The sequence below is a fragment of the Paraburkholderia sp. J76 genome, from assembly GCF_905220295.1.
Classification (GTDB): domain Bacteria; phylum Pseudomonadota; class Gammaproteobacteria; order Burkholderiales; family Burkholderiaceae; genus Paraburkholderia.
Window position 1 is genome coordinate 167,737 of sequence record NZ_CAJMZJ010000006.1, and the last position, 22,142, is coordinate 189,878.

At 66.8% G+C, this 22,142-nt stretch carries 20 protein-coding genes; 15 read left to right on the plus strand and 5 right to left on the minus strand.

Translation table 11 applies throughout. The features are described 5' to 3' along the window. Positions 1-38 precede the first annotated feature (38 nt). Positions 39-659 (minus strand): LysE family translocator, encoded by a 621-nt coding sequence (locus U5768_RS13940; RefSeq protein WP_322030986.1) that lies wholly within the window; start codon positions 657-659, stop codon positions 39-41. 107 nt (positions 660-766) lie between these two features. After that, on the minus strand, positions 767-1,981 hold the full coding sequence (gene gltS / locus U5768_RS13945) for a sodium/glutamate symporter (RefSeq protein WP_322030987.1): 1,215 nt from the start codon (positions 1,979-1,981) through the stop codon (positions 767-769). Between the two features lie 275 nt (positions 1,982-2,256). Between gltS and U5768_RS13950 the strand changes: the two genes are divergently transcribed. The 12 genes from U5768_RS13950 (at position 2,257) to U5768_RS14005 (ending at position 14,248) form a co-directional block, all read left to right on the plus strand. Beyond that, a complete protein-coding gene (locus U5768_RS13950; RefSeq protein ID WP_322030988.1) occupies positions 2,257-3,666 on the plus strand; it encodes a DUF2252 domain-containing protein in 1,410 nt (469 codons plus the stop codon). 134 nt (positions 3,667-3,800) lie between these two features. After that, complete coding sequence (locus U5768_RS13955) at positions 3,801-4,694, plus strand: LysR family transcriptional regulator (RefSeq protein WP_322030989.1); 894 nt, start codon at positions 3,801-3,803, stop codon at positions 4,692-4,694. Positions 4,695-4,917: 223 nt separating this feature from the next. Then, positions 4,918-5,871, plus strand: a complete 954-nt coding sequence (locus U5768_RS13960; protein WP_322031184.1) for a transporter substrate-binding domain-containing protein — start codon at positions 4,918-4,920, stop codon at positions 5,869-5,871. Positions 5,872-5,922: 51 nt separating this feature from the next. Then, a complete protein-coding gene (locus U5768_RS13965) occupies positions 5,923-6,687 on the plus strand; it encodes an SDR family oxidoreductase (protein WP_322030990.1) in 765 nt (254 codons plus the stop codon). Positions 6,688-6,791: 104 nt separating this feature from the next. After that, the gene (locus U5768_RS13970; protein WP_322030991.1) at positions 6,792-7,025 is read left to right on the plus strand and encodes an oxidoreductase-like domain-containing protein; all 234 of its coding nucleotides are present in this window, start codon (positions 6,792-6,794) and stop codon (positions 7,023-7,025) included. 33 nt (positions 7,026-7,058) lie between these two features. After that, entirely contained in the window at positions 7,059-7,910 is an 852-nt protein-coding gene (locus tag U5768_RS13975; RefSeq protein ID WP_322030992.1) for an NAD-dependent protein deacetylase, read from the plus strand. A 28-nt stretch (positions 7,911-7,938) separates the two neighbouring features. Continuing rightward, positions 7,939-8,556, plus strand: coding sequence for a pyridoxamine 5'-phosphate oxidase family protein (locus tag U5768_RS13980; protein WP_322030993.1), 618 nt, complete (start codon positions 7,939-7,941; stop codon positions 8,554-8,556). Positions 8,557-8,570: 14 nt separating this feature from the next. Beyond that, complete coding sequence (locus U5768_RS13985) at positions 8,571-9,185, plus strand: DUF938 domain-containing protein (protein WP_322030994.1); 615 nt, start codon at positions 8,571-8,573, stop codon at positions 9,183-9,185. 131 nt (positions 9,186-9,316) lie between these two features. Beyond that, entirely contained in the window at positions 9,317-10,726 is a 1,410-nt protein-coding gene (gndA, locus tag U5768_RS13990) for an NADP-dependent phosphogluconate dehydrogenase (protein WP_322030995.1), read from the plus strand. Positions 10,727-10,938: 212 nt separating this feature from the next. Next, positions 10,939-11,265, plus strand: a complete 327-nt coding sequence (locus U5768_RS13995) for a DUF4148 domain-containing protein (protein WP_322030996.1) — start codon at positions 10,939-10,941, stop codon at positions 11,263-11,265. A gap of 317 nt (positions 11,266-11,582) precedes the next feature. After that, positions 11,583-13,310, plus strand: coding sequence for an IlvD/Edd family dehydratase (locus U5768_RS14000; RefSeq protein ID WP_322030997.1), 1,728 nt, complete (start codon positions 11,583-11,585; stop codon positions 13,308-13,310). A gap of 14 nt (positions 13,311-13,324) precedes the next feature. Then, complete coding sequence (locus tag U5768_RS14005; RefSeq protein ID WP_322030998.1) at positions 13,325-14,248, plus strand: dihydrodipicolinate synthase family protein; 924 nt, start codon at positions 13,325-13,327, stop codon at positions 14,246-14,248. Here the strand turns inward: U5768_RS14005 and U5768_RS14010 are convergent, their stop codons facing one another. Continuing rightward, complete coding sequence (locus tag U5768_RS14010; RefSeq protein ID WP_322030999.1) at positions 14,249-15,070, minus strand: DUF2968 domain-containing protein; 822 nt, start codon at positions 15,068-15,070, stop codon at positions 14,249-14,251. It lies immediately after the preceding gene. A 130-nt stretch (positions 15,071-15,200) separates the two neighbouring features. Next, positions 15,201-15,521 (minus strand): hypothetical protein, encoded by a 321-nt coding sequence (locus U5768_RS14015; protein WP_028202694.1) that lies wholly within the window; start codon positions 15,519-15,521, stop codon positions 15,201-15,203. Positions 15,522-15,796: 275 nt separating this feature from the next. Between U5768_RS14015 and U5768_RS14020 the strand changes: the two genes are divergently transcribed. Next, positions 15,797-16,525: a peptidoglycan DD-metalloendopeptidase family protein gene (locus tag U5768_RS14020; protein ID WP_322031000.1), complete on the plus strand. Its 729-nt coding sequence runs from the start codon at positions 15,797-15,799 to the stop codon at positions 16,523-16,525. Between the two features lie 169 nt (positions 16,526-16,694). After that, a complete protein-coding gene (ltaE, locus tag U5768_RS14025; RefSeq protein WP_322031001.1) occupies positions 16,695-17,699 on the plus strand; it encodes a low-specificity L-threonine aldolase in 1,005 nt (334 codons plus the stop codon). 70 nt (positions 17,700-17,769) lie between these two features. On the opposite strand, the gene U5768_RS14030 is transcribed toward ltaE, so the two are convergent. Continuing rightward, entirely contained in the window at positions 17,770-19,122 is a 1,353-nt protein-coding gene (locus U5768_RS14030; protein WP_415913898.1) for an MFS transporter, read from the minus strand. Positions 19,123-19,683: 561 nt separating this feature from the next. On the opposite strand from U5768_RS14030, the gene U5768_RS14035 reads away from it, so the two are divergent. Further along, a complete protein-coding gene (locus tag U5768_RS14035) occupies positions 19,684-22,137 on the plus strand; it encodes a glycogen/starch/alpha-glucan phosphorylase (protein ID WP_322031003.1) in 2,454 nt (817 codons plus the stop codon). Positions 22,138-22,142: the final 5 nt, after the last annotated feature.

Genomic DNA, 22,142 nt, shown 5'->3' on the forward strand with positions numbered 1-22,142 from the left:
GAGAAGCTTATGGATAAAAGTGCATGAAACCCAGTCAGTCAGGCGCGCCGCACTAGCAGGAAACTCACGCCAATGAGGCCGAGAAATGCCCCGCAGGTGCGATTGAACCATCGGCGCACGGCCGTGCGCGTGAGCCAGCGGCCCAGATACATTCCCGCGAGCGAATAGAGCGCGATGGCGATGCATTCGAGTACGAGAAAGCTCGCGCCGAGTACGCCGAATTGCGGCGCGACGGGTTTGGCCACATCGACGAATTGCGGCAAGAAGGCCGTGAAAACGAGAATCGCCTTGGGGTTGCCCGCTGCCACGAGGCACTCGCGCCATGCGAGGCGCGCGAGCGAGGCGTCGCTGTCCACGTTCTCGCCGATGGGGTTGGCTTCGCTGCGCCAGAGCTGCGCGGCGAGCCACACGAGGTAAGCGGCGCCCGCGAGCTTGATGACGAAGAACACCGCTTCGGACGCGCGCAGCACCACGGCAAGACCCGTGGCGGCGAGGGCGATCATCGCGGCGAACGAAACGAGCCGGCCCGCGCCGCCAAGGAAGGCGCGCAGGAAGCCGTGCCGCGCGGCCACGTTGATGGAGAGAAGATTGTTCGGCCCCGGCGCCATGTTCAGCGCGAAACAGGCGGGCAGAAAGAAGAGCCAGGCGGTGAGGGACATGAGGGCGCTCGAACGTTGGCGCCGTGAGGGGCGCACTATGAATCGCACTATGGATCGCACTGTGAATCGCGCCATTCTAGCGCGCCGCGCGCACGGCGCCTTGCCGCTCAATGAAAAATCGGCAGCATGAGAAAGAGCTTGATGGCGATGGCGTTGGCAATGTCGATAAAGAACGCGGCCACCATCGGCACGACGAGAAACGCAATGTGCGAATGCCCAAAGCGCGCTGTGATCGCCTGCATGTTCGCAATCGCCGTGGGCGTGGCGCCGAGGCCAAAGCCGCAGTGTCCGGCCGAGAGCACGACAGCGTCGTAGTCCGCGCCCATTGCGCGGAACGTCACGAAGACCGCGTAGATCACCATGAGGAGCGTCTGCGCGGCGAGGATCGTGAACACGGGCAGCGCGAGCGAGGCGAGGTCCCACAGGCGCAGCGTCATGAGCGCCATGGCGAGAAAGAGCGCGAGGCTCACGTTGCCGATCAGCGCGACGGCGTGCTCGGCCACGGGACGCCTGACGAGCGCGAGCCCATTGGCGAGCAGCACGGCCACGAACAGCACGCACACGAAGGTGGGCAATTCGAACGCGGTGCCCGCGATCAGCCCGGAGATCGTATCGCCCACGGCGAGGCTGATAACGATGAGTGCAAGCGTGTTGATGAACGCGCCCGGCGTGGTGGGCTGCTCGGCCTTCGGTTCTTCGAACGCGTAAGGGTCGGGCGTTGTGCTGCTGGCGCTGGCAGGCGCGGCGTTGCCAGCCGGTGCGCCGATGCGTTTCATGAGGTGCTGCGCGACCGGGCCGCCAAGAATGCCGCCCATGATCAGCCCGAACGTGGCGCACGCAATGGCCGCTTCGGTGGCGGACTGCAATCCGTGGTGTTCGGTGAACACGGCGCCCCACGCGGCGCCCGTGCCGTGCCCGCCCGCGAGCGACACGGAGCCGGCCAGCAGTCCGAACAGCGGATCGACGCCGAACGCCATGGCGAGCGCGATGCCCAGCACGTTTTGCAGCACCAGCAGCACGATTACCACCGAGAGAAAACGCACGAGCACCGGGCCGCCGGCTTTCAGGTTGCGAAGGTTCGCATTGAGGCCGATGGTGGCGAAGAACGCGAGCATGAGCGGCGCTTGTAGCGAGGTGTCGAAGGCCACGTTCACGTGCGCGACGCTGTGCAGTCCGAACACGATCAGCGCGGCGACGATACCGCCTGCCACGGGTTCCGGTATCGTCCATTTGCGTAATACCGGCACGGCGGCAACGAGCCACTGGCCGGCCAGCAGCACGAGCGATGCGACGACGAGCGTTCCGTAGACTTTGACGTTCATGGCGGGTGTGCGGCAAGTCGGTGAGCGCGCGAGGCGAGCGGCGCATCTTTCGCGACGGTACACCAGCCGCTTGCGGATTGCGCGCATGGTGCTCAACGGCGCGCGACGCGGCGGCGGTTGCGGCCGCCTTGCTTGCACGAAACGGGGCCTCACGCTTAAATACGCAAGCGGCGCCCCAACGCGCCCGCGGCGCATGCTGAACGAATATCCCCTCGTTTCCAGCGCTTGCCCGTTTGCCGGGACGGCGCGAGACCGAACAAGAACCGGAGAAGGTCATGAACGGGAGCACCGTTGCTGAACGCGAGGCGGCCGGGCGTGCCGCGCGCGAGCGCTCGAAACGTTCGAGCCACAAGGAAATCGGCGCCATCAAGCGCGATCCGCTCGCGTTGCTGCGCGCGAGCAGCGAAGGCCGCGTGCCGAACCTCGTGCAACTGCGCTACGGGCGCATGATCGTTTCGCCCTTTACCTTCTTTCGCGGCAGCGCGATTCTCCAGGCGCACGATCTCGCGGGCGTGCCCAACACAGGCATGACGATGGAGATTTGCGGCGACGCGCATCTGCTGAATTTCGGCGCGTTCGCCACGCCCGAGCGCCAGCTCGTATTCGATCTCAACGACTTCGACGAGGTCGCGCCCGGCCCGTGGGAATGGGATGTGAAGCGCCTCGTGGCGAGCTTCGTCGTGGCGGCGCGGCACATGCGCTATTCGCGCGGCGTGGCCGAGGAACTGGTGATGACGACCGTGACCAGCTATCGCGACCGCCTGCGCCAGTACGCGGAGTACGGCGCGCTCGATCTCTGGTACGACAAAATCACCTTCGACCGCATGGTCGAAACGGCGCTCACGCCCGAAGGCCGCCGCCTGATCCGGCGCGGCATGGAAAAGGCCGCGAACCGCACGCACGAAAACCTGCTCGAAAAGCTCGCGGAGCGCGATGGCGATCGGTGGACGATTCACGACGCCCCGCCCGCGCTCTTTCACGTGCACGGCGCGAATACGCTGTTCGAACCCGAAGACGACTGGTTCACGCTGGGCGACTGGCGCACGCTGATCGAGCCAATGTACGCGGACTACGCGAAGACCCTCGCGCCCGACCGGCGCGAACTGCTCGATCACTTCGTCATTCAGGATCTGGTGTTCAAGGTGGTGGGCGTGGGCAGCGTGGGCACGCGCTGCCTCGTGGTGCTGCTAGTCGATCATCATGAGAAGCCGCTCTTCCTGCAGGTGAAGGAGGCACGGCGCTCGGTTGTTTCGCAGTACTTCAAATCGCCTTCGATCAAGCACGAGGGCGCGCGCGTCGTGCACGGCCAGCGGCTTTTGCAGGCGGCGAGCGATATCTTTCTTGGTTGGACCACGGGGCCCGGCGCACGGCATTTCTACGTGCGCCAGTTGCGCGACATGAAACTTTCGGTCGATCTGCAACTGCTCGACAGCACGCTCCTCTGTGGCTACGCGCGGCTGTGCGGCTGGGCGCTCGCGCGCGCGCATGCCAAGTCGGGCAGCGCGGCCATCGAAATCGCTTCGTACATTGGCCGCAGCGACCAGTTCGCCGAGGCGCTCACGAGCTACGCGTTCGGCTATGCAGACCAGGTGGAGCGCGATTACGACGTGTTCATCAAGGCCGCACGCAGCGGCGCGATCGTCGCGCGCAGCGACGAGGACATGGCGGCCGATTTCCGCGTGTGAGCGTTTAGTGTGAGCGTTTAACCTGGCGTTTCGCTTCGGGCCGCCAACGAAGCGCGCAGCCGAACGCGCTATCCTTGCGTCTTTCTTTCATCTCGCCGCGCGTGAGCCTTGCTTGCATGCCCGGCACGCGCCCCATGCGTCTACGTCATATCGAAGTTTTTCACGCGATCATGCGTACCGGCTCGCTCTCCAAAGCGGCCGAACTGCTGTGCGTTTCGCAGCCCGCCGTCAGCAAGGTGCTCGCGCATGCGGAGCGCAGCGCGGGCCTCAAGCTGTTCAGCCGCGCGCACGGCCGTTTGCAGCCCACGCGCGAGGCCGAATTGCTGTTCGCCGAAACGCAGAAGCTGCAATCGAACCTCGACAGCATCCGCGATCTCGCGCGCAATCTCGCGCTGCGGCCGCAAGGGCTGCTGCGCATCGGCTGCCTGCCGAGCCTTGGCATGAGCCTGATACCGGCCGCCGTGCAGACGTTTCGCGCGGGCTATCCCGATGTATCGCTCAAGATCCAGACGCGCCACACCGCGGAACTGCTCAACGCGCTGCTCACGCGCGAACTCGATCTGGGCGTCGCGCTCAACCCGCCCGCGCGGCCCGGCATTGCCGCGGTCGAACTGGCGCGCACGGCCGTCGTTTGCGTCGCGCCGCCCGACGAGCCCTCGCCGGAGCACGCGCCGCTCGCGTTGCGCGATCTGCTCGACGGAGAGTGGATCAGCATCGGCAACGTCGATCCGCTTGGCGAGGCGATCGGCAACCTGCTCGAAGCCGAGGGCGTGGACGACCGTTTCGCGGCTGTCGAGGCGCAGACGTGGCACGTCGCGCGCGCGCTCGCGGCGCGCGGCATTGGCCGCGTGCTGCTCGACGAACTCAGCGCGCGCGGGGCGGGCGAGCCGGTGGCGATCCGGCGCGTCGAACCGGCGCTCACGGTCGGCGTGTTCGCCATGTGGCGCGAAGGCGGCATGGATTCGCAGGCAGGCACCGCGTTCGTGGATGTGCTGCGCGGCTGCCTCGCCGCGACGTGCGCGGCGTGAACGCGGCCGCCGCCCAGCACGCGGACAATACGGCGTAAGGCGAGCCGGCAAGCCTCGCCGGTACAATCGCACTCACGGGAGAAGCGCCGCTGCGCGCGCTTCATGCAAACGAACGAGCCATCCACGGGAGACACCGTTGAAGCGCGAGTCAAAGCCGGTGTTGAAGCCTTCCTGCATCGCCGGAACGCTGCATGGCGGCGCGCGCCGCAGCGTCGTGGCTCGCGTGTTCCCGGCCGTCTTGCGCATCGCGCTTGCAGGCGCCTGCACGTTCGCGGGCGCGGCGCATGCCGATGAACTGGACAGCCCCACGCTGCGCAAGATCCGCGACACCGGCACGATCGTCATCGGCGTGCGCGAAGCGGCCGTGCCGTTCTCCTATATGGCCGGCGGCGGCCACGCGACCGGCTACTCGTACGAGACCGCGCAACGCATCGTGGTCAACGTGCGCGAGACGCTGAAGCTTCCCGCGCTGCGCGTGCGCGAACTCGCGGTCACGCCGCAAAACCGTATCACGCTCGTGCAGAACGGCACGATCGATCTCGAATGCAGCACGACGACGCATACGCGGGAGCGCGAGAACGATGTGGCGTTTTCCGACAGCATTTTCGAGTACGGCATGCGCATGCTCGTGAAGCGCGGCTCGCCGGTGCAGGACTTCGGCGATCTCGCGGGCCGTACGGTGGTCACGACCGCTGGCACGTCGGAAGAACGCCTCTTGCGCCGATGGAACGTGGAGCGCGCGATGAACATGCATATCATCGTCGCGAAGACTCATGGCGAGTCCGTCGAAGCCGTGCGCGCGGGGCGCGCCGTTGCCTTCGTGATGGACGAGCCGCTGCTGCACGCCGCGCTCGCGACCGGTTACACGCCCGGCAACACGCCGGGTGCGCCCGTGGCGCAGAGCGCGCACAGCACGAGCGACGCGCATCTTTACGCGATCGTCGGCAAGCCGGCCAGATCGGAAGTGTACGGCTGCATGTTCCGGCGCGGCGACGCGCCCTTCAAGCGCATCGCCGACGACACCATCTCGAAGATGGAGCGCTCGGGCGAAGCACTGGCGCTTTACCGGCGCTGGTTCGAGTCGCCGATTCCGCCCACGGGCGTGAACCTCGACTATCCGCTCTCGGAGCAGATGAAGGCGCTGTTCGCGAATCCCAACGACCAGCCGCTCGATTGAAGGATCGATTCAAGGCTCGATTCAAGGCCCAACCGGAAGAAAGAGGCAACCATGAGTGATACCCAGCAACGCAAGATCGCACTGGTGACGGGCGCGGGCAGCGGCATAGGCCGCGCGTGCGCGCGCAAGCTGCTCGCCAACGGCTTCGCCGTCGTGCTGGCGGGGCGCCGGGCCGAGCCGCTTGAAGCGCTCGCTAACGAAGCCCGCGCGCGCGGCGAGGAAGCGCTGGCCGCGCCCTGCGACGTGACCGACGCGGCGGCGGTCGAGGCGCTGTTCGAGACGATCCGCGCGCGTTACGGCCGGCTCGATCTGCTCTTCAACAATGCGGGCCGCAATGCGCCGGCCGTGGACCTCGACGAGCTTTCCGTCGACGACTGGCGCGCCGTGATCGATACCAACCTCACCGGCGTGTTCCTGTGCACGCGCGCGGCGTTCGGGCTCATGAAGCGGCAGACGCCGCGCGGCGGGCGCATCATCAACAACGGCTCGATTTCGGCGCACGCGCCGCGGCCGTTCAGCGTCGCCTACACGGCCACCAAGCACGCCATCACGGGCCTGACCAAAACCGTTTCGCTCGATGGCCGGCGCTACGACATTGCGTGCGGGCAGATCGACATCGGCAACGCGGCGACGGAGATGGCCGAGCGCATGGCGCGCGGCGTGCCGCAGGCGAACGGCGAGATTGCCGTCGAGCCGCTGATGGACGTGGAACTCGTGGCCGACGCGCTGCTGCACATGGCGCAACTGCCGCTCGAGGCGAACGTGCAGTTCATGACGATCATGGCGACGAAGATGCCGTTCGTGGGGCGCGGTTGAGCGCAGCGTGCCCGCGCGGTGTTCCGCGCAGTCCCGCGCAGGCCGGCGCAGTCCCGCGCAGTCCCGTATACTGGCCGCTGAACCACCACGACGCCTGAGCGCCCATGTCTTTGCCCCCGCGTCCGGACGACGATCCGCGTCCCCAGCCGCCCGAATGTCCCGACAACGACGACTGCTGCCATAGCGGCTGCGACCCCTGCATCTTCGATCTCTACGACGAGGAGTACGGCCGGTATCGCGCCGCGCTGGCTGCGTGGGAAGCGCGCGAAGCCGAACGCGAGGCGCAGGCGAAAGCCCCGCGCAAGCAGGCCGGATCGCGCGAGAAGCCCTCGCGCTGAAACCGCATCGCTTTCTGCCCGCTTCTTGCCGCCATGACCGAATCCATCCTCGTTCCCAACGCGCCCGCCCTCGACGCGCTGCAGGCGTTCGTCGAGCGCCATCCGCGCCTGTTCGTGCTGACTGGCGCGGGCATCAGCACGGATTCGGGCATTCCGGGCTATCGCGACGAAAACGGCGTCTGGAAGCGCTCGCCGCCGATCACGCTGCAGGAATTTCTCGGCTCCGAGAGCATGCGGCGCCGCTACTGGGCGCGCAGCCTGATCGGCTGGCCAACGGTCGGTCTCGCGCAGCCCAACGCCGCGCACCGCGCGCTCGCGCGCCTCGGCGCGGCGGGCTACGCGCGCACGCTCGTCACGCAGAACGTGGACGGGCTGCACCAGCGCGCGGGCAGCCGCGACGTGGTCGAATTGCACGGCAGCATCGCGCACGTGCATTGTCTAGACTGCGGCGCGCAGTATTCGCGCGCATCGATCCAGCCGGAACTCGAGGCGCGCAATCCGGCTGTTGCCGGCGCATACGCGGAACCCGCCGCCGACGGCGACGCCCACCTCGACTTCGACGGCGCGAACGCTTTCCACGTGCCCGCATGCGCCGCTTGCGGCGGCATGCTCAAGCCTTCGGTGGTGTTCTTCGGCGAAAACGTGCCGCGCGAGCGCGTGGCCAGCGCCTCGAACGCGCTCGACGAGGCCGACGCCGTGCTCGTCGTCGGCTCCTCGCTCATGGTGTACTCGGGCTACCGCTTCTGCGTCTGGGCGCAGCAGCGCGGCAAGCCCGTGGCCGCGATCAACATGGGCAAGACGCGCGCCGATCCGCATCTCGCGCTCAAACTCGAAGCCCCTTGCGCCGCCGTGCTCGATGCGCTGGGCGCGCGCCTTGTCCCCTGACACTCCCCCACTCCACGGAACCGACAACATGCTCACCACGCTAGCCGACCTCGAAGCGCACTACGGCGCGCCGCACGAACGCTCGTTGCGCAAGGAAATCGATCACGTCAACGCGGATTACCGGCGCTTCATCGAAAGCTCGCCGTTCGTCGTGCTCGCCACGGGCGGCCCGGAAGGGCTCGACTGCTCGCCGCGCGGCGACGCGCCCGGTTTCGTGCGCATTCTCGACGAGCACACGCTCGCGTTGCCCGACCGTCCCGGCAACAATCGCGTGGACAGCCTGCGCAACGTGGTCGCATCGTCGCAAGTCGGCCTGCTGTTCATGGTGCCGGGCGTGGGCGAAATGCTGCGCGTGAACGGGCGCGCCCGCGTGAGCACCGACGCCGCGCTCGTCGCGAGCTTCGCCGTGGACGGCAAGCCGCCGCGCTCGGTGCTCGTGATCGACGTGGAAAGCGTGTACTTCCATTGCTCGAAGGCCATCGTGCGCTCGAAGCTGTGGGACGCGTCGCGCCATGTCGAACGCTCGCATCTGCCGAGCGCGGGCGAGATGCTGCGCCGCGTGAACGAGGAGCAATATGGCGAGACGTTCGACGCCGAAACCTACGAAGCGGGTCTTGCCGAACGCATCAAGACCACGCTGTACTGATTGAACGCAACACGATGAACGACCCGCAAGCCGCCCAACGCCTTTGCGCGCCTGCCGCCGAGCGCAACGCCGCGCCTATCCTCGCGGTATTGCGCGACGCGCTTCCCGCGCGGGGCACGGTGCTCGAGATCGCAAGCGGCACCGGGCAGCATGCCGTCCATTTCGCGGCCGCGTTTCCCGATCTCGTGTGGCAGCCAAGCGATGCCGACGCGCGGGCCCGCGCCTCGATCGACGCGTGGCGCGAGCATAAGGGTCTCGCCAATCTGCGCGCGCCGCTCGATATCGACGTGCGCCGCGAACCCTGGCCCATCGGCGCGGTGGACGCGATCGTCTGCATCAACATGATTCACATCGCACCGTGGGAAGCCGCGCAAGCGTTAATGAAAGGCGCGGGCGCGCGCATTGCGTCAGGGGGCGCGCTCGTGCTTTACGGGCCGTACCGGCGCGAAGGCGCGCATACGGCGCCGGGCAACGAGGCCTTCGACGCCGACTTGCGCGCGCGCGACCCGTCCTGGGGCGTGCGCGACATGGAGGCCGTGGAGGCGTTGGCGCAGGCGGAAGGTTTCGAATGCGAAGCGCGCGTGGCGATGCCGGCGAACAATTTCAGTCTGGTGTTCCGAAAACAGTAAGCCAGGTCGGCAAACATTGTTGGGCATCGGTGGCGCATGCGCGCATTCGCGCAGTGCCTCCACGTTTCCCTTATGCTTGCACGGTTGGCGCCCCGTTGCGGCGCCGTCTATGAATGAAGTGGAGAAACAACATGAGCAAACAGCCAATCGGCGTTGTGGGTCTGGCCGTGATGGGTAGCAATCTGGCGCTCAACATCGAAAGCCGCGGCCATGCGGTCTCGGTGTTCAATCGCAGCCGCGCCAGAACCGACGAGCTGATCGCCGAGCATCCGGACCGCAAGCTGGTGCCGGCGTACACGCTCGAAGAGTTCGTCGATTCGCTGGAAAAGCCGCGCCGCATTCTGATGATGGTGAAGGCTGGCGAGCCCACCGACGACACCATCGCCGCGCTCAAGCCGCTGCTGGAGAAGGGCGACATCCTCATCGACGGCGGCAATACGCACTTCACGGATACCATCCGCCGCAACCAGGAACTCGCGAAGTCGGGGCTGCATTTCATCGGCACGGGCGTCTCGGGCGGTGAAGAAGGCGCGTTGAAGGGCCCGTCGATCATGCCGGGCGGCCAGCGCGACGCTTACGATCTGGTTGCGCCGATCCTGACCGAAATCGCCGCGAAGGCGCCGGACGGGGAGCCGTGCGTGGCCTACATGGGTCCGGACGGCGCGGGCCACTTCGTGAAGATGGTGCACAACGGCATCGAGTACGGCGACATGCAACTGATCGCCGAAAGTTACGCGGTGCTCAAGCAGGTGCTCGGCCTCTCGAACGAGGAACTGGGCAAGGTCTACACCGAATGGAACGAGGGCGAACTCGACAGCTACCTGATCGAAATCACCTCGAAGATCTTCGGCAAGAAAGACGAAGAAACGGGCAAGGATCTCGTCGATGTGATTCTCGACCGCGCCGCGCAAAAGGGCACCGGCAAGTGGACGAGCCAGAACGCGCTCGATCTCGGCGCGCCGCTGCCGCTCATCACCGAAGCGGTGTTCGCGCGCGTGCTGTCGTCGCTCAAGACCCAGCGCGTGGCCGCGAGCAAGGTGCTCTCGGGCCCGGACGCGAAGCCGTTCTCGGGCGACCGCAAGGCGTTCATCGAGTCGGTGCGCCGCGCGTTGTACTTCTCGAAGGTCATTTCGTACGCGCAAGGCTTCGCGCAACTGCGCGCGGCTTCCGACGAATACAAGTGGGATCTGCAATACGGCACGATTGCCAAAATCTTCCGCGCGGGCTGCATCATCCGCGCGCGCTTCCTGCAGAAGATCATGGACGCCTATCAGAAGAACCCGCAAATCGACAATCTCCTGCTCGACCCCTACTTCCGGGACATCGCGGCCAACTATCAGGCGGCGTTGCGCGACGTGGTCACCCAGGCGGTGGCGGCGGGCGTGCCAGTGCCGGCGTTCTCCTCGGCGATTGCGTACTTCGACGCCTATCGCTCGGAGCGGGTGCCCGCCAATCTCGTGCAGGCGCAGCGCGACTTCTTCGGTGCGCACACGTTCGAGCGCATCGACAAGCCGGGCAGCTTCCACGCCGACTGGTCGTAAGGCAATCGCAAGTCAAAACGCCGCATTGTCGTTGCGTTCTTTGTCGGAATCGTAAGGTGAGTCCCTAGGACTCACCTTTTTTTATTGCCGAAATTGCAACGGTGTTTTGATGAACTAGGGTTTTCCCTAGAGATGCCCGACGCCTACACTGTATTCAACGGCTGACGAACACGGTGTTCCGAAGCTGAAATAAAACAGATGGAGGTCCAATCATGAACAAGCTCATTTCCGCAGTTGCCGTTGCCGCCGCTCTCGCTATCCCGGCGGTTTCGTTCGCCCAGTCGAGCGAACAAGGCCTGACCCGCGCTCAAGTGCGCGCGGAACTGGTTCAACTCGAGCACGCCGGCTACAACCCGTCGGCTGACCATGTGAACTACCCGGACAACCTGCAGGCTGCTCAAGCCCGCGTGACCCAGGAAAAGCTCGCGGCCGGCGATACGAGTGGCTACGGCGCTCCGGCGGCCGGCACGTCGCAGTCGGGTGCAGCGGTGCAACCGGCGCAAGCCGCTCCTAACCAGCGCGTTTATTTCGGTCACTGAGTTCAGGTGCTGTACGTAGTGGGCAGTGGCAGTACGCAGTAGCAGTGAGTAGTAGCAGTGAGTAGTGGCTGTAGAAGTTGCAGTACGCAGAGAGCAGAAGGTAGTAGAAGTTGGCTGGCGCAGTGAGAGGTGCAGCCGTGCAGTAGCAGTACGTTGTTGCAGTAAGCAGTCCAGCGGGCCGGTTCTCCACCGGCCCGTATTTTTTTGTGGCGCGTTTATCCAGATCCTGGGGCGCCAGGATTGACGGGCCAGGACGTCACTCCTATGATCGGGCGGCAGTTTCCATGACAGTTGTCAGCGACAGGAGACGCCCCGCCATGACCCGCTCCACCCGCAAGCCCTTGCGCAGCCAGGCCTGGTTCGGCAAAGCCGACAAGGACGGCTTCATTCACCGCTCGTGGATGAAGAATCAGGGCATTCCCCACGACGCATTCGACGGCCGCCCCGTCATCGGCATCTGCAATACGTGGTCGGAACTCACGCCGTGCAACGCGCATTTCCGTGAACTCGCGGAGTACGTGAAGAAGGGCGTGTACGAAGCCGGCGGCCTGCCGCTCGAATTTCCCGTGATGTCGCTTGGCGAGTCGAACCTGCGGCCCACGGCGATGCTGTTTCGCAACCTCGCTTCGATGGACGTCGAGGAGTCGATTCGCGGCAATCCGATCGACGGCACGATCCTGCTCGTCGGTTGCGACAAGACCACGCCTGCCTTGTTGATGGGCGCCGCGTCGTGCGACCTGCCCGCGCTCGCGGTCTCGGGCGGCCCGATGCTCAACGGGCGTTTTCGCGGCCATGAAATCGGCTCGGGCACGGGCGTGTGGCAAATGTCGGAGGAAGTGCGCGCGGGGACGATGTCGCAGGCCGAATTCGTCGAGGCGGAGTCGTGCATGAACCGCTCGCGCGGCCATTGCATGACCATGGGCACGGCGTCCACGATGGCCTCGATGGTCGAATCGCTGGGCATGGGACTGCCGCACAACGCAGCCATTCCCGCTGTCGATGCGCGCCGCCAGGTGCTCGCGCAACTCGCCGGGCGGCGCATCGTCGAGATGGTGCGCGAAGACCTCACGATGTCGAAGATCCTCACGCGCGCGGCGTTCGAAAACGCGATCCGCGCCAACGCGGCCATCGGCGGTTCGACCAATGCCGTCGTGCATCTGCTCGCGCTCGCGCGGCGCATTGGCGTGCCGCTTTCGCTCGAGGACTGGGAACTCGGCTCGGACATCCCGTGCCTCGTGAATCTGCAGCCTTCCGGGCATTACCTGATGGAGGATTTTTACTACGCGGGCGGCCTGCCCGCGGTGCTGCGGCAACTCGGCGAACAAGGGCTGCTGCATCGCGACGCGTTGACGGTCAACGGCAAAACCATCTGGGACAACGTGGCCGACGCACCGAACTACAACGCCGAAGTCATTACTTCGTTTGCGCAGCCGTTCAAGCCGAAAGCGGGCATCGCCGTGCTCAGGGGCAACCTCGCGCCCGATGGCGCGGTCATCAAGCCTTCCGCCGCCACGCCGGAACTGTTGCGTCATCGTGGCCGCGCGGTGGTGTTCGAGAACGTCGAGGAACTGCACGCGAAGGTCGACGACGCCTCGCTCGACATCGACGAGCATTGCGTCATGGTGCTCAAGGGCGCGGGGCCCAAGGGTTATCCGGGTTTCGCGGAGGTCGGCAACATGCCGCTGCCGAAGAAGGTGCTGCAAAAGGGCATCACCGACATGGTGCGCATTTCGGATGGCCGCATGAGCGGCACGGCGTACGGCGCGGTCGTGCTGCACGTGTCGCCCGAGGCCGCTGCGGGCGGTCCGCTCGCGCTCGTGCGCACGGGCGACGTGATCGAGCTGGACGTCGCGGCGCGCCGCCTGCATCTGGAAGTTTCCGACGAAGAACTCGCGCGCCGCAAGGCCGAATGGAAGGCGCCCGAACTGCCCGAGCGCGGCTATTACCGGCTGTACGTCGAACACGTGCTGCAGGCCGACAAGGGCGCCGACCTGGACTTTCTCGTTGGCGCAAGCGGTGCGGCCGTGCCGCGCGATTCCCACTGATGCCGGAGCCCGCGATGACCGCGCCTGCCAGAACCCCCGGCGCCATCGCCGGCATCTACCCCATCCTCTACGCGTTTTTCGATCGCGATAACCGTCTCGACCGCGCCCCCATGCGCCGCCAGGTCGAAGCGGCCGTGCGCGGCGGCGCGCCGGGCATCGCGGTGCTTGGGCTCGCGACCGAGGTCAACAAGCTGTCGCGCACCGAACGCGAGCAGATAATCGACTGGGCGCAGGAAGACAGCGGCGGCGCGCTGCCGCTTGCCGTCACGGTGAGCGGCGCCACGGTGGCGGCGCAGCGCGAATTCGCGCAACACGCCGTCGAACGCGGCGCGGCGTGGCTGATCCTCCAGCCGCCCGCGCGGGCGCCAGGCGAGAGCGCTCAACCCGAATCGTTCTATTTCGACTTTTTCGCCGAGGTGATGGCGGGGCTCGACGCAACGGTCGGCATTCAGAATGCGCCCGAGTATCTGGGCGTCGGGCTTTCGCCGGGCAGTTTGCGCGCGCTTGCCGCGCAATGCCCGAACTTCCGCGTGCTCAAGGGCGAAGGCCCCGCGATCACGATCGCCGAAACGATTGCGCAGATCGGCGACCTGATGCCCGTGCTCAACGGTCGCGGTGGCATGGAACTCCTCGACAACCTGCGCGCCGGCTGCGCGGGCATGATCGTCGCGCCCGATTGCTTCGACTGGCAGCAGCAGATTTACAAGGCGTTCCGCTCAGGCGACATCGAGCGTGCACAAGCCCTGTATCAGCAGGTGCTGCCCGCCATCGTGTTCGTCATGCAGTCGCTCGATACGCTGATTTGCTATGGCAAGCGCATCGCGGCCTGGCGCATGGGTATCGACGTCGAATACGACCGCGACGCGAAACTGGCGCCAGGCGCGTTCGGCCTCGAAGCCGCGCGGCGATTCGCGCGGCAACTGGGCCCGCTCGCCTGATCACCGCGCATGCAGATGCGGCACGCCCTCGCTCGTCGCGACCTTGAGCTGATGCAGCGCCCGGTGCGCCTTGTTCAACTGGGCCTGCGCCGCGATGCGTTGCGCCTCCAGTTGCGCCACTTCCTTGCGCACCTGATGCTGGCGGCCCGTGACCGTTTGTTCCTGTTCTGCGTGGCGCTGGAGGTCCACGCGCAGGCGTTCGGCCTGGGCTTCGGACTCCTCGATCTGCCGCGTAAGCTCCGCATTTTGGGCGACGAGCTGGACGCGGCGCGTTTCGCCGTCGGCGAGGCGCGTGGCTTGCTCCTGCATCAAATGAAACGCCGAGCCGGCTGCGTCGAGGTCGTTGGCTTTCAGCGCGCGCCACAGTACGCTTTCCTGATGTAGCGCGACGAAGTAGCCGAGCGTGGGCGCGTGGAAGAAGAGGCTGACCGTATAGGCGAAGCAGCGATAAACGCGAAAGGTCATCAGTTCGTCGGAGGCGTGGAGCGCTTCAAACGCGGCGCCGTCGGCGATCTGCACCGGGCGGCCGTTCAGGTGCGCGGGCATGACCGGCACCGGATGCAGCGTGGAAACCGGGCGCGGTCCGCCGGCGCCGTCGGGCATGGCTGCCGCGCCCGCGGCGGGCTCCGCGCGCGACTCGTTCTCGCCGGCGCTTTCGGGCGGCGGGAGTGTGGAATCGGCGAGTTCGCTCGCGGATGGCGGGATGCGTCTCGCGGTTTCGCTCGCGGCGATGCGCTGCGCGGCGGCGTCATGGGCCACGGCGAGAATTCGCGATGGAGCGCCGGAGAGCGCGGTGTGGCGGCGGTTGAGAATGGATTTCACGGCGGTTCCCCCAGTTTGGCGCGCCAGCAACAAGGCGCTCCGCGCGCGGCGGCGTGGCACACGGGCGCCGGCGCGCAGGCAAATGGGGCGGGCGATGCGGGTAGGGCGCCGTCCGCTCCGGGTTCGCGTACTAGTGAAGCAGGCGAGGCCGGCGTGCGATGTCGTCGAAGAGCGCACGGCCGGGTTCGAGCGCGAAAAGCCAGGTTTCGTCATAGCCGCTCAGGGTGTCGAGCGCATCGCGCAGACGCTCGATGACTACGGCGGGAATTTCCACGGACGCCTGCGTGGCGCCGGAAAGCCGGGCGATGCTGGCGTGCTGGACCAGTTCGTCGGCGGCTTCGGCCACATCGGCCGCGAAGATGAGGTGGTTGTTCAACAATTCGACGAGGCCAGGCGATGACGTGACATCTTCGACGTTGAGCTGCAGCGACAGAAAGGTGGCTTTGTTCATTCTCGGATCCCTCAGGGCCATGGGACTGCAGCGAGAGGCCTTTCATCTGATTATCGGGTAATGCCTGAACCAGTATAGGCGTTGGCCCGCGCGAACGGAGGACGCCCGCGCATGCAGGCGAAAAAAGGCAATTGGAGCTTGAAAGATATAATGGGGGACGTTCGCCATTTCCGGCTTAACTCGCGGAATGTGGCGCGCAAGCGAACGCTTGCGGCCCGCCGCGCATCCCATCTGCGTATGTCGTCATACGCGAGGACCCAGCGAGGAACAGCAAGATGAATCGACAACGGCGAAACCCGGGCGCGTATGCGGCGCTGGCCGCTCTCACGCTCGTTTGCAGCGCCTGTAGCAGCACCTACACGCCCTGGGCGGAAACGCCGAGCGCGCCCCCTCTGTCCACGAGCGGCGTGCCGGCGGGTTACTACCGCGTCAATCCGGGCGACACGCTTTCGCGAGTCGCCGGCGCCTTCGGCCAGCGTCCGCAGGACCTCGCGAGCTGGAACCAGTTGCCTTCGGCCAACGCCCAGATCCTGCCAGGCCAGGTGCTGCGCGTCGCGCCCCCGCCCAACTACGCGGCGCTCCCGCCACCGGGGCAGGCGCAGGTTCCCGGCGCGCCCGCCGCCGCCGGGGTTGCCGCGCCGGCGCCCGTTGCGCCCACGCTCGCACTCGCCTGGCCCGCGCGCGGACCGATCCTGCAGCGCTTCGTGCCGGGCAAGTCCACGGGCATCGTGATCGGCGGCACGCCTGGCGAGGAGATCAAGGCCGCGGCGGCCGGCCGCGTGGTCTATGCGGGCACCGGTATCGAGGCTTACGGCCCGCTCGTCATCATCAAGCATAACGACCAGGTCGTGACGGCCTACGGCCGCAACGGCAAGCTGCTCGTGAAGGAAGACGACGCCGTTTCGCAAGGCCAGCCCATCGCCGAAATGGGCACTGGCGGCGTTCAGTTCGAAGTCCGTAGCGACGGCAAGCCCGTCGATCCGCTGCCGCTGCTCGCGCACTAGCCTCGGCGCCCACGGCGGGAGCGCGCCCCGCGCTCGTCCGGCATTGCGCTGGGCCGCCGTTTGAAAATACACTCGATGGTTCTCACGCCGCGCAGCGCGCGCCCGACACGGCGCGCGCGCGTGCGTCCCGCGCGTGCCCGCTTGCATTAACCACGAGGATTTCACCGCAATGATCGACCTGCGCAGCGACACCGTCACCCGTCCGAGCGAAGCCATGCTCGCCGCCATGACCCGCGCCGAAACCGGCGACGACGTATGGGGCGACGACCCGACCGTGCTGCGCCTGCAGGCGCGCGTGGCGCAAGAGGCGGGCAAGCAGGCGGGGCTGTTTTTCCCGAGCGGTACGCAAAGCAACCTCGCCGCGCTGATGGCGCATTGCGCGCGCGGCGACGAGTACATCGTCGGGCAGGCGGCGCACACCTATAAGTACGAGGGCGGCGGCGCGGCCGTGCTCGGCAGCATCCAGCCGCAGCCGCTCGACAACGCGGAAGACGGCACGCTCCCGCTCGCACGCATCGCCGCGGCGATCAAGCCGCTCGACGACCACTTCGCGCGCACGCGTCTGCTCGCGCTCGAAAACACCATCGGCGGCAAGGTGCTGCCTGCGGATTACGTCGCGAAGGCCACGCAGCTCGCGCGTGAGCGCGGGCTCGCCACGCACCTCGACGGCGCACGCGTGTACAACGCGGCGGTCGCCTCGGGCCAGCCGCTCGAAGCGCTCGCGGCGGGTTTCGATTCGGTGTCGATCTGCTTTTCGAAGGGGCTCGGCACGCCGGTCGGGTCGGTGCTGGTGGGCAGCCGCGCGCTCATCGACGTGGCGCACCGCTGGCGCAAGGTGCTCGGCGGCGGCATGCGCCAGGCGGGCGTGCTGGCGGCCGCGTGCCTCTACGCGCTCGATCACAACGTCGCGCGTCTCGCCGACGATCATGCGAACGCCGCGCGTCTGGCCGCCGGTCTCGCGCAGATCGATCAGGTGAAGGTGATGTCGCAGGCCACGAACATGGTGTTCGTGCAGTTCCCGCAGGAACATTGCGCGCCGCTGGAGGCGTATCTCAAGGAGCGCGGCATCCTCACGCAGATGCTGTATGCGTCGCGCTTCGTGACGCACCTCGACGTGACGGCCGCCGATATCGACACGTTCGTGGCGGCGGTGAAGGGTTACTTCGCGCGCTAAGCCTGGCGGACCGCGGCGCGCTCAACCGGCGCGCCGCGGCGGCGGCCTTTAACCCGCCGCGCCGCCTTCATTACCCGCGCTGCACCGCCCGGTGCGATGGCGCGAAGAGCCGCAGCCCGCTCGCAATGGCCGCCGCGCCCGCGAAGACGCAGCCGAGGCCCAACGCGAGCGTCGGGCCGTGCCGGCCCACGATCCCGAAGCACAGCGCGACCAACGCCGCGCCCGTGGTCTGCCCGAGCAGACGCGAAACGGCGATGGTGCCGCTCGCGCCGCCGCTGCGCTCCGGCGGCGCGCTCGCCATGATCGCCCGCAGGTTGGGCGACTGGAAAAAGCCGAAGCCCGCGCCGCAGATCGCCATGCGCACGACGATGTCCGTCACCGTGGGGTGCGCGGGCAGCAGCGCGAGCGATGCCATACCGGCCGAAAGGATGGCAAGGCCGATCGCGCCGAGCAGGCCGGGCGGATAGCGGTCGGAGAGGCGTCCCGCGATGGGTGCGGCGGCGGCCACGACGACGGGCCAGGGTGTCATCAGGAAGCCGGTTTCCACCTGGCTGCGCATCAGCACGGTTTCGAAATAGAACGGCAGCGAGACGAACGCGAGGCCCTGGGCCGCGAACGAGCAGATCGCCGTGACCGACGACAGCGCGAACACGGGCCGCCGGAACAGATCGACGGGCAGCATGGGCGCGGGATGCCCGGCCTCGCGCCGGATCAGCAGCGCGCCGAACACCAGCGCCACCACGGCCGCGATGCCCACTTCCATGCCGGGCGCGCGCTGCGCGGCCTCGCCGAGCGCGAAGATCAGCGCCGCGAAGGTGATCACGTTCAGCCCCGCCGCGACGGGATCGAACGCGTGCTTGCCGCGCGCCGTCTGCGGGAGCGCGGGCAGCGCGAACACGAGGGCGACCACGCCGAGCGGCACGTTGATCGCGAAGAGCCACGGCCAGGTGCCCGCGGAAAGGATCAGCGAAGCCATGGTCGGACCCACGGCGAACGAAACGCCCACGATCAGCGCGTTCATGCCGAGCCCGCGCCCGAGCCGGTGAGGGGGATAGAGAAAGCGGATCAGCGCCGTGTTCACGCTCATGATGGCGCTCGCGCCGAGCCCCTGCAGCACGCGCGCGCCGGCAAGCGCCGTGAGCGTGGGCGCGAGCGCGCAGGCGAGCGATGCGACCGTGAAGATCGCGAGTCCGCTGATATAGATGCGCCGGTGGCCGATGATGTCGCCGAGCGCGGCGAGCGGCAGCAAGGTGGCGACCATCGCGAGCTGGTAGGCGTTGATGATCCACACCGAAGCGGCCGGGGCCGCGTGCAGATCGGTGGCGATGGCGGGCAGCGCCGTATTGGCGATGGCGGTGTCGAGCGTCGCGAGCGCGACCGCGAGCATCACCGCGCCCATGGCGCGGCGGCTTTTCGCGGACATGGGCGCGTCCGGCGGTTCGGAATCGCGGGTATCGCGCGAATGGCGGGTTTCGCGCGCAGCGGAAAAAGTATCGGACAAGACAGTCTCGGGCGGATGGACGGGGAAGGCTGCGGCGCGGGCCGCGCGGACGAATCTCGCGATTGTTGCAGAGGCCGCCCGGTTCTGCAGGCGACGCTTCAAAGCGTGGGCTGACTGTAAGGCTTCAGGCGGGGATTGACCGTCTTTGAGCGCCGTCTATCGCAACTAACCGCCAAGCCCGTCACGCGCGGGCGCGCCGCCGCGCTGTGCGCGCGGAACCGTCCGCATGGCAAGGGATCGAGGCGGCCGGCAAGTTCCGCGTGCGCGCCGGTCGTGCCGCGCGCACGGTTGGCGCGTCGCCGCACGCCATTTGAAAATGCACTACTCTGCAAATTGATCTGCGCTCGCTGGCGAGCGGTGCCGGCCTTTTGCGCCGCGACGCCGACGCGTCATCGTCCCGGTCCGCCGCGCGCGGCGCAGGCCCAGAACAACCGCGCGTCTTGCACCATTTTGGGACGCTCCGTTTCTTCAGGGAGTCAGTTGATGACAGCCATCGGTCTCGAGTTCGATCAGTTGCAAAGCAGCGTCGAAGCGCTGCGCCGTTCCCTCTCCAACCGCCTGATGTACGGTGTCGGCAAGGACGCCGTGACGGCCCGGCCGCAAGACTGGCTGCACGCTGCGGCGCTCGCCGTGCGCGACCGCCTCGTCGAACGCTGGATGATCACCACGCGCCGCCAGTACGATCAGGACGTCAAACGCGTCTATTACCTGTCGATGGAATTTCTCATCGGCCGCACCTTTTCGAACGCGCTGATCGCGCTCGGCATTCACGACCAGATGAGAGAGGCGCTCGCGAGCGTGGGTGTCGACATGGACACCGTGCTCGACTACGAGCCCGACGCCGCGCTCGGCAACGGCGGCCTGGGCCGGCTCGCGGCATGCTTTCTCGATTCGATGGCGACGCTCGGCATTCCGGGCTTCGGCTACGGCATTCGCTACGACTACGGCATGTTTCGTCAGCAGATCGTGAACGGCGAACAGGTCGAAGCGCCCGACTACTGGCTGCGCTACGGCAACCCCTGGGAATTTCCGCGGCCCGAGGTCCAGTATTCGGTGCACTTCGGCGGGCGCACCATGCAGCACAACGGCCACGTGGAATGGGTCGACACGCAGCATGTGAACGCCATGGCTTACGACACGGTGATTCCCGGCTACGACACGAGCGCGACCAATACGCTGCGGCTGTGGTCCGCGCGCGCGGACGAAGAACTCGATCTTTCGGCGTTCAACCAGGGCGACTATCAGCGCGCGGTGGAAGCGCGCAACATTTCCGAGAACGTCTCGCGGCTGCTCTATCCCGACGACTCCACGATGGCCGGCCGCGAACTGCGCCTGCGCCAGGAATATTTCTTCGTCTCGGCGACGATGCAGGACCTGATTCGCCGCTATCTGCGCACGCACAGCACGTTCGGGCGCTTCTCCGAAAAAGTCGCGGTGCACCTGAACGACACGCACCCGGTGCTCGCCATCCCCGAGTTGATCCGCCTGCTCGTGGACGAGCATCGTCTGCCGTGGGAAGAGGCGATGGGCCACGTGCGCCGCGTGTTCTCGTACACCAACCACACGCTGATGCCCGAAGCGCTGGAAACCTGGGACGTCGAACTATTGGCGCGTCTCCTGCCGCGTCACCTCGAAATCATCTTCGACATCAATGCGGCTTTTCTGCGCGAAGCGAGCGATCGCGGCGAGCACGATCTCGACCTGATCCGCCGCATTTCGCTCGTGGACGAATACGGCCAGCGCCGCGTGCGCATGGCCTATCTCGCGATCGTGGCGAGCCACAAGGTGAACGGCGTTTCGAAGCTGCACTCGCAACTGATGACGCGCGATATCTTCGCCGACTTCGCGCGCCTCTTTCCCGACCGCTTCACGAACGTGACCAACGGCATCACGCCGCGCCGCTGGCTCGCGCAGGCAAGCCCGCCGCTCGCGCGCCTCGTGGACGAAGCGATCGGGCCGCGCTGGCGCAGCGATCTGTTCGAGCTGGACGCGCTACGCAAGCTGCGCGGCGACGCTTCGTTCGCCGCCGCGTTCCGCGCGGCCAAGCGCAGCAACAAGGTGCGCCTTGCGCACCGCGCGCTGGAGCGCACGGGCATCGTCTTCAATCCCGACGCGCTGTTCGACATGCAGGTCAAGCGCATTCACGAGTACAAGCGCCAGTTGCTCAACGTGCTGCACGTGATCACGCGCTACAACCGCATTCTCGAAGCGCCGGAGCGCGACTGGGTGCCGCGCGTCGTGCTGTTCGCGGGCAAGGCCGCCTCGGCGTACCGCATGGCGAAGATGATCATTCACCTCATCAACGACGTGGCCGCGAAGATCAACGACGATCCCGTGGTGGGCGATCGCCTCAAGGTGGTGTTCGTGCCGAACTACGGCGTGAGCGTGGCCGAGGCGCTGATTCCTGCCGCGGACCTGTCCGAGCAGATCTCGACGGCGGGCACCGAAGCGTCCGGCACCGGCAACATGAAGCTCGCGCTCAACGGCGCGCTCACGATGGGCACGCTGGACGGCGCGAACATCGAGATCGGCGAGGCCGTGGGGCAGGACAACATCTTTATCTTCGGCCACACGTCCGATCAGGTCGACCAGTTGCGTTGCGCGGGCTACCGGCCGCGCCAGGTGTACGAGGAAAACGCCGAACTGCGCCGCGCGCTCGACCAGATCCGCACGGGCTTCTTTTCGCCGGGCGATACGGCGCGCTACACGGACATCTTCCACACGCTCGTGGACTGGGGCGACCACTACCTCGTGCTGGCGGACTACTCGGCCTTCATCGAGGCCCAGGACGCCGCCGACCTGCGCTTCAAGGACGTGCCGGCGTGGACCGCGAGCGCGATCGAAAACGTGGCGGGAATGGGGAAATTCTCTTCGGACCGTGCGATCGCGGAATATGCCCGCGATATCTGGCACGTGAAGTCGATCGAGATGGAGTGAGGCGC

What these genes read in the sequence shown, in the direction of transcription:
- U5768_RS13940 (WP_322030986.1), bottom strand. Translation starts at nt 659, where the DNA reads ATGTCCCTCACCGCCTGGCTCTTCTTTCTGCCCGCCTGTTTCGCGCTG.
- gltS (WP_322030987.1), bottom strand. Translation starts at nt 1,981, where the DNA reads ATGAACGTCAAAGTCTACGGAACGCTCGTCGTCGCATCGCTCGTGCTG.
- U5768_RS13950 (WP_322030988.1), top strand. Translation starts at nt 2,257, where the DNA reads ATGAACGGGAGCACCGTTGCTGAACGCGAGGCGGCCGGGCGTGCCGCG.
- U5768_RS13955 (WP_322030989.1), top strand. Translation starts at nt 3,801, where the DNA reads ATGCGTCTACGTCATATCGAAGTTTTTCACGCGATCATGCGTACCGGC.
- U5768_RS13965 (WP_322030990.1), top strand. Translation starts at nt 5,923, where the DNA reads ATGAGTGATACCCAGCAACGCAAGATCGCACTGGTGACGGGCGCGGGC.
- U5768_RS13970 (WP_322030991.1), top strand. Translation starts at nt 6,792, where the DNA reads ATGTCTTTGCCCCCGCGTCCGGACGACGATCCGCGTCCCCAGCCGCCC.
- U5768_RS13975 (WP_322030992.1), top strand. Translation starts at nt 7,059, where the DNA reads ATGACCGAATCCATCCTCGTTCCCAACGCGCCCGCCCTCGACGCGCTG.
- U5768_RS13980 (WP_322030993.1), top strand. Translation starts at nt 7,939, where the DNA reads ATGCTCACCACGCTAGCCGACCTCGAAGCGCACTACGGCGCGCCGCAC.
- U5768_RS13985 (WP_322030994.1), top strand. Translation starts at nt 8,571, where the DNA reads ATGAACGACCCGCAAGCCGCCCAACGCCTTTGCGCGCCTGCCGCCGAG.
- gndA (WP_322030995.1), top strand. Translation starts at nt 9,317, where the DNA reads ATGAGCAAACAGCCAATCGGCGTTGTGGGTCTGGCCGTGATGGGTAGC.
- U5768_RS13995 (WP_322030996.1), top strand. Translation starts at nt 10,939, where the DNA reads ATGAACAAGCTCATTTCCGCAGTTGCCGTTGCCGCCGCTCTCGCTATC.
- U5768_RS14000 (WP_322030997.1), top strand. Translation starts at nt 11,583, where the DNA reads ATGACCCGCTCCACCCGCAAGCCCTTGCGCAGCCAGGCCTGGTTCGGC.
- U5768_RS14005 (WP_322030998.1), top strand. Translation starts at nt 13,325, where the DNA reads ATGACCGCGCCTGCCAGAACCCCCGGCGCCATCGCCGGCATCTACCCC.
- U5768_RS14015 (WP_028202694.1), bottom strand. Translation starts at nt 15,521, where the DNA reads ATGAACAAAGCCACCTTTCTGTCGCTGCAGCTCAACGTCGAAGATGTC.
- U5768_RS14020 (WP_322031000.1), top strand. Translation starts at nt 15,797, where the DNA reads ATGAATCGACAACGGCGAAACCCGGGCGCGTATGCGGCGCTGGCCGCT.
- ltaE (WP_322031001.1), top strand. Translation starts at nt 16,695, where the DNA reads ATGATCGACCTGCGCAGCGACACCGTCACCCGTCCGAGCGAAGCCATG.
- U5768_RS14030 (WP_415913898.1), bottom strand. Translation starts at nt 19,122, where the DNA reads ATGTCCGCGAAAAGCCGCCGCGCCATGGGCGCGGTGATGCTCGCGGTC.
- U5768_RS14035 (WP_322031003.1), top strand. Translation starts at nt 19,684, where the DNA reads ATGACAGCCATCGGTCTCGAGTTCGATCAGTTGCAAAGCAGCGTCGAA.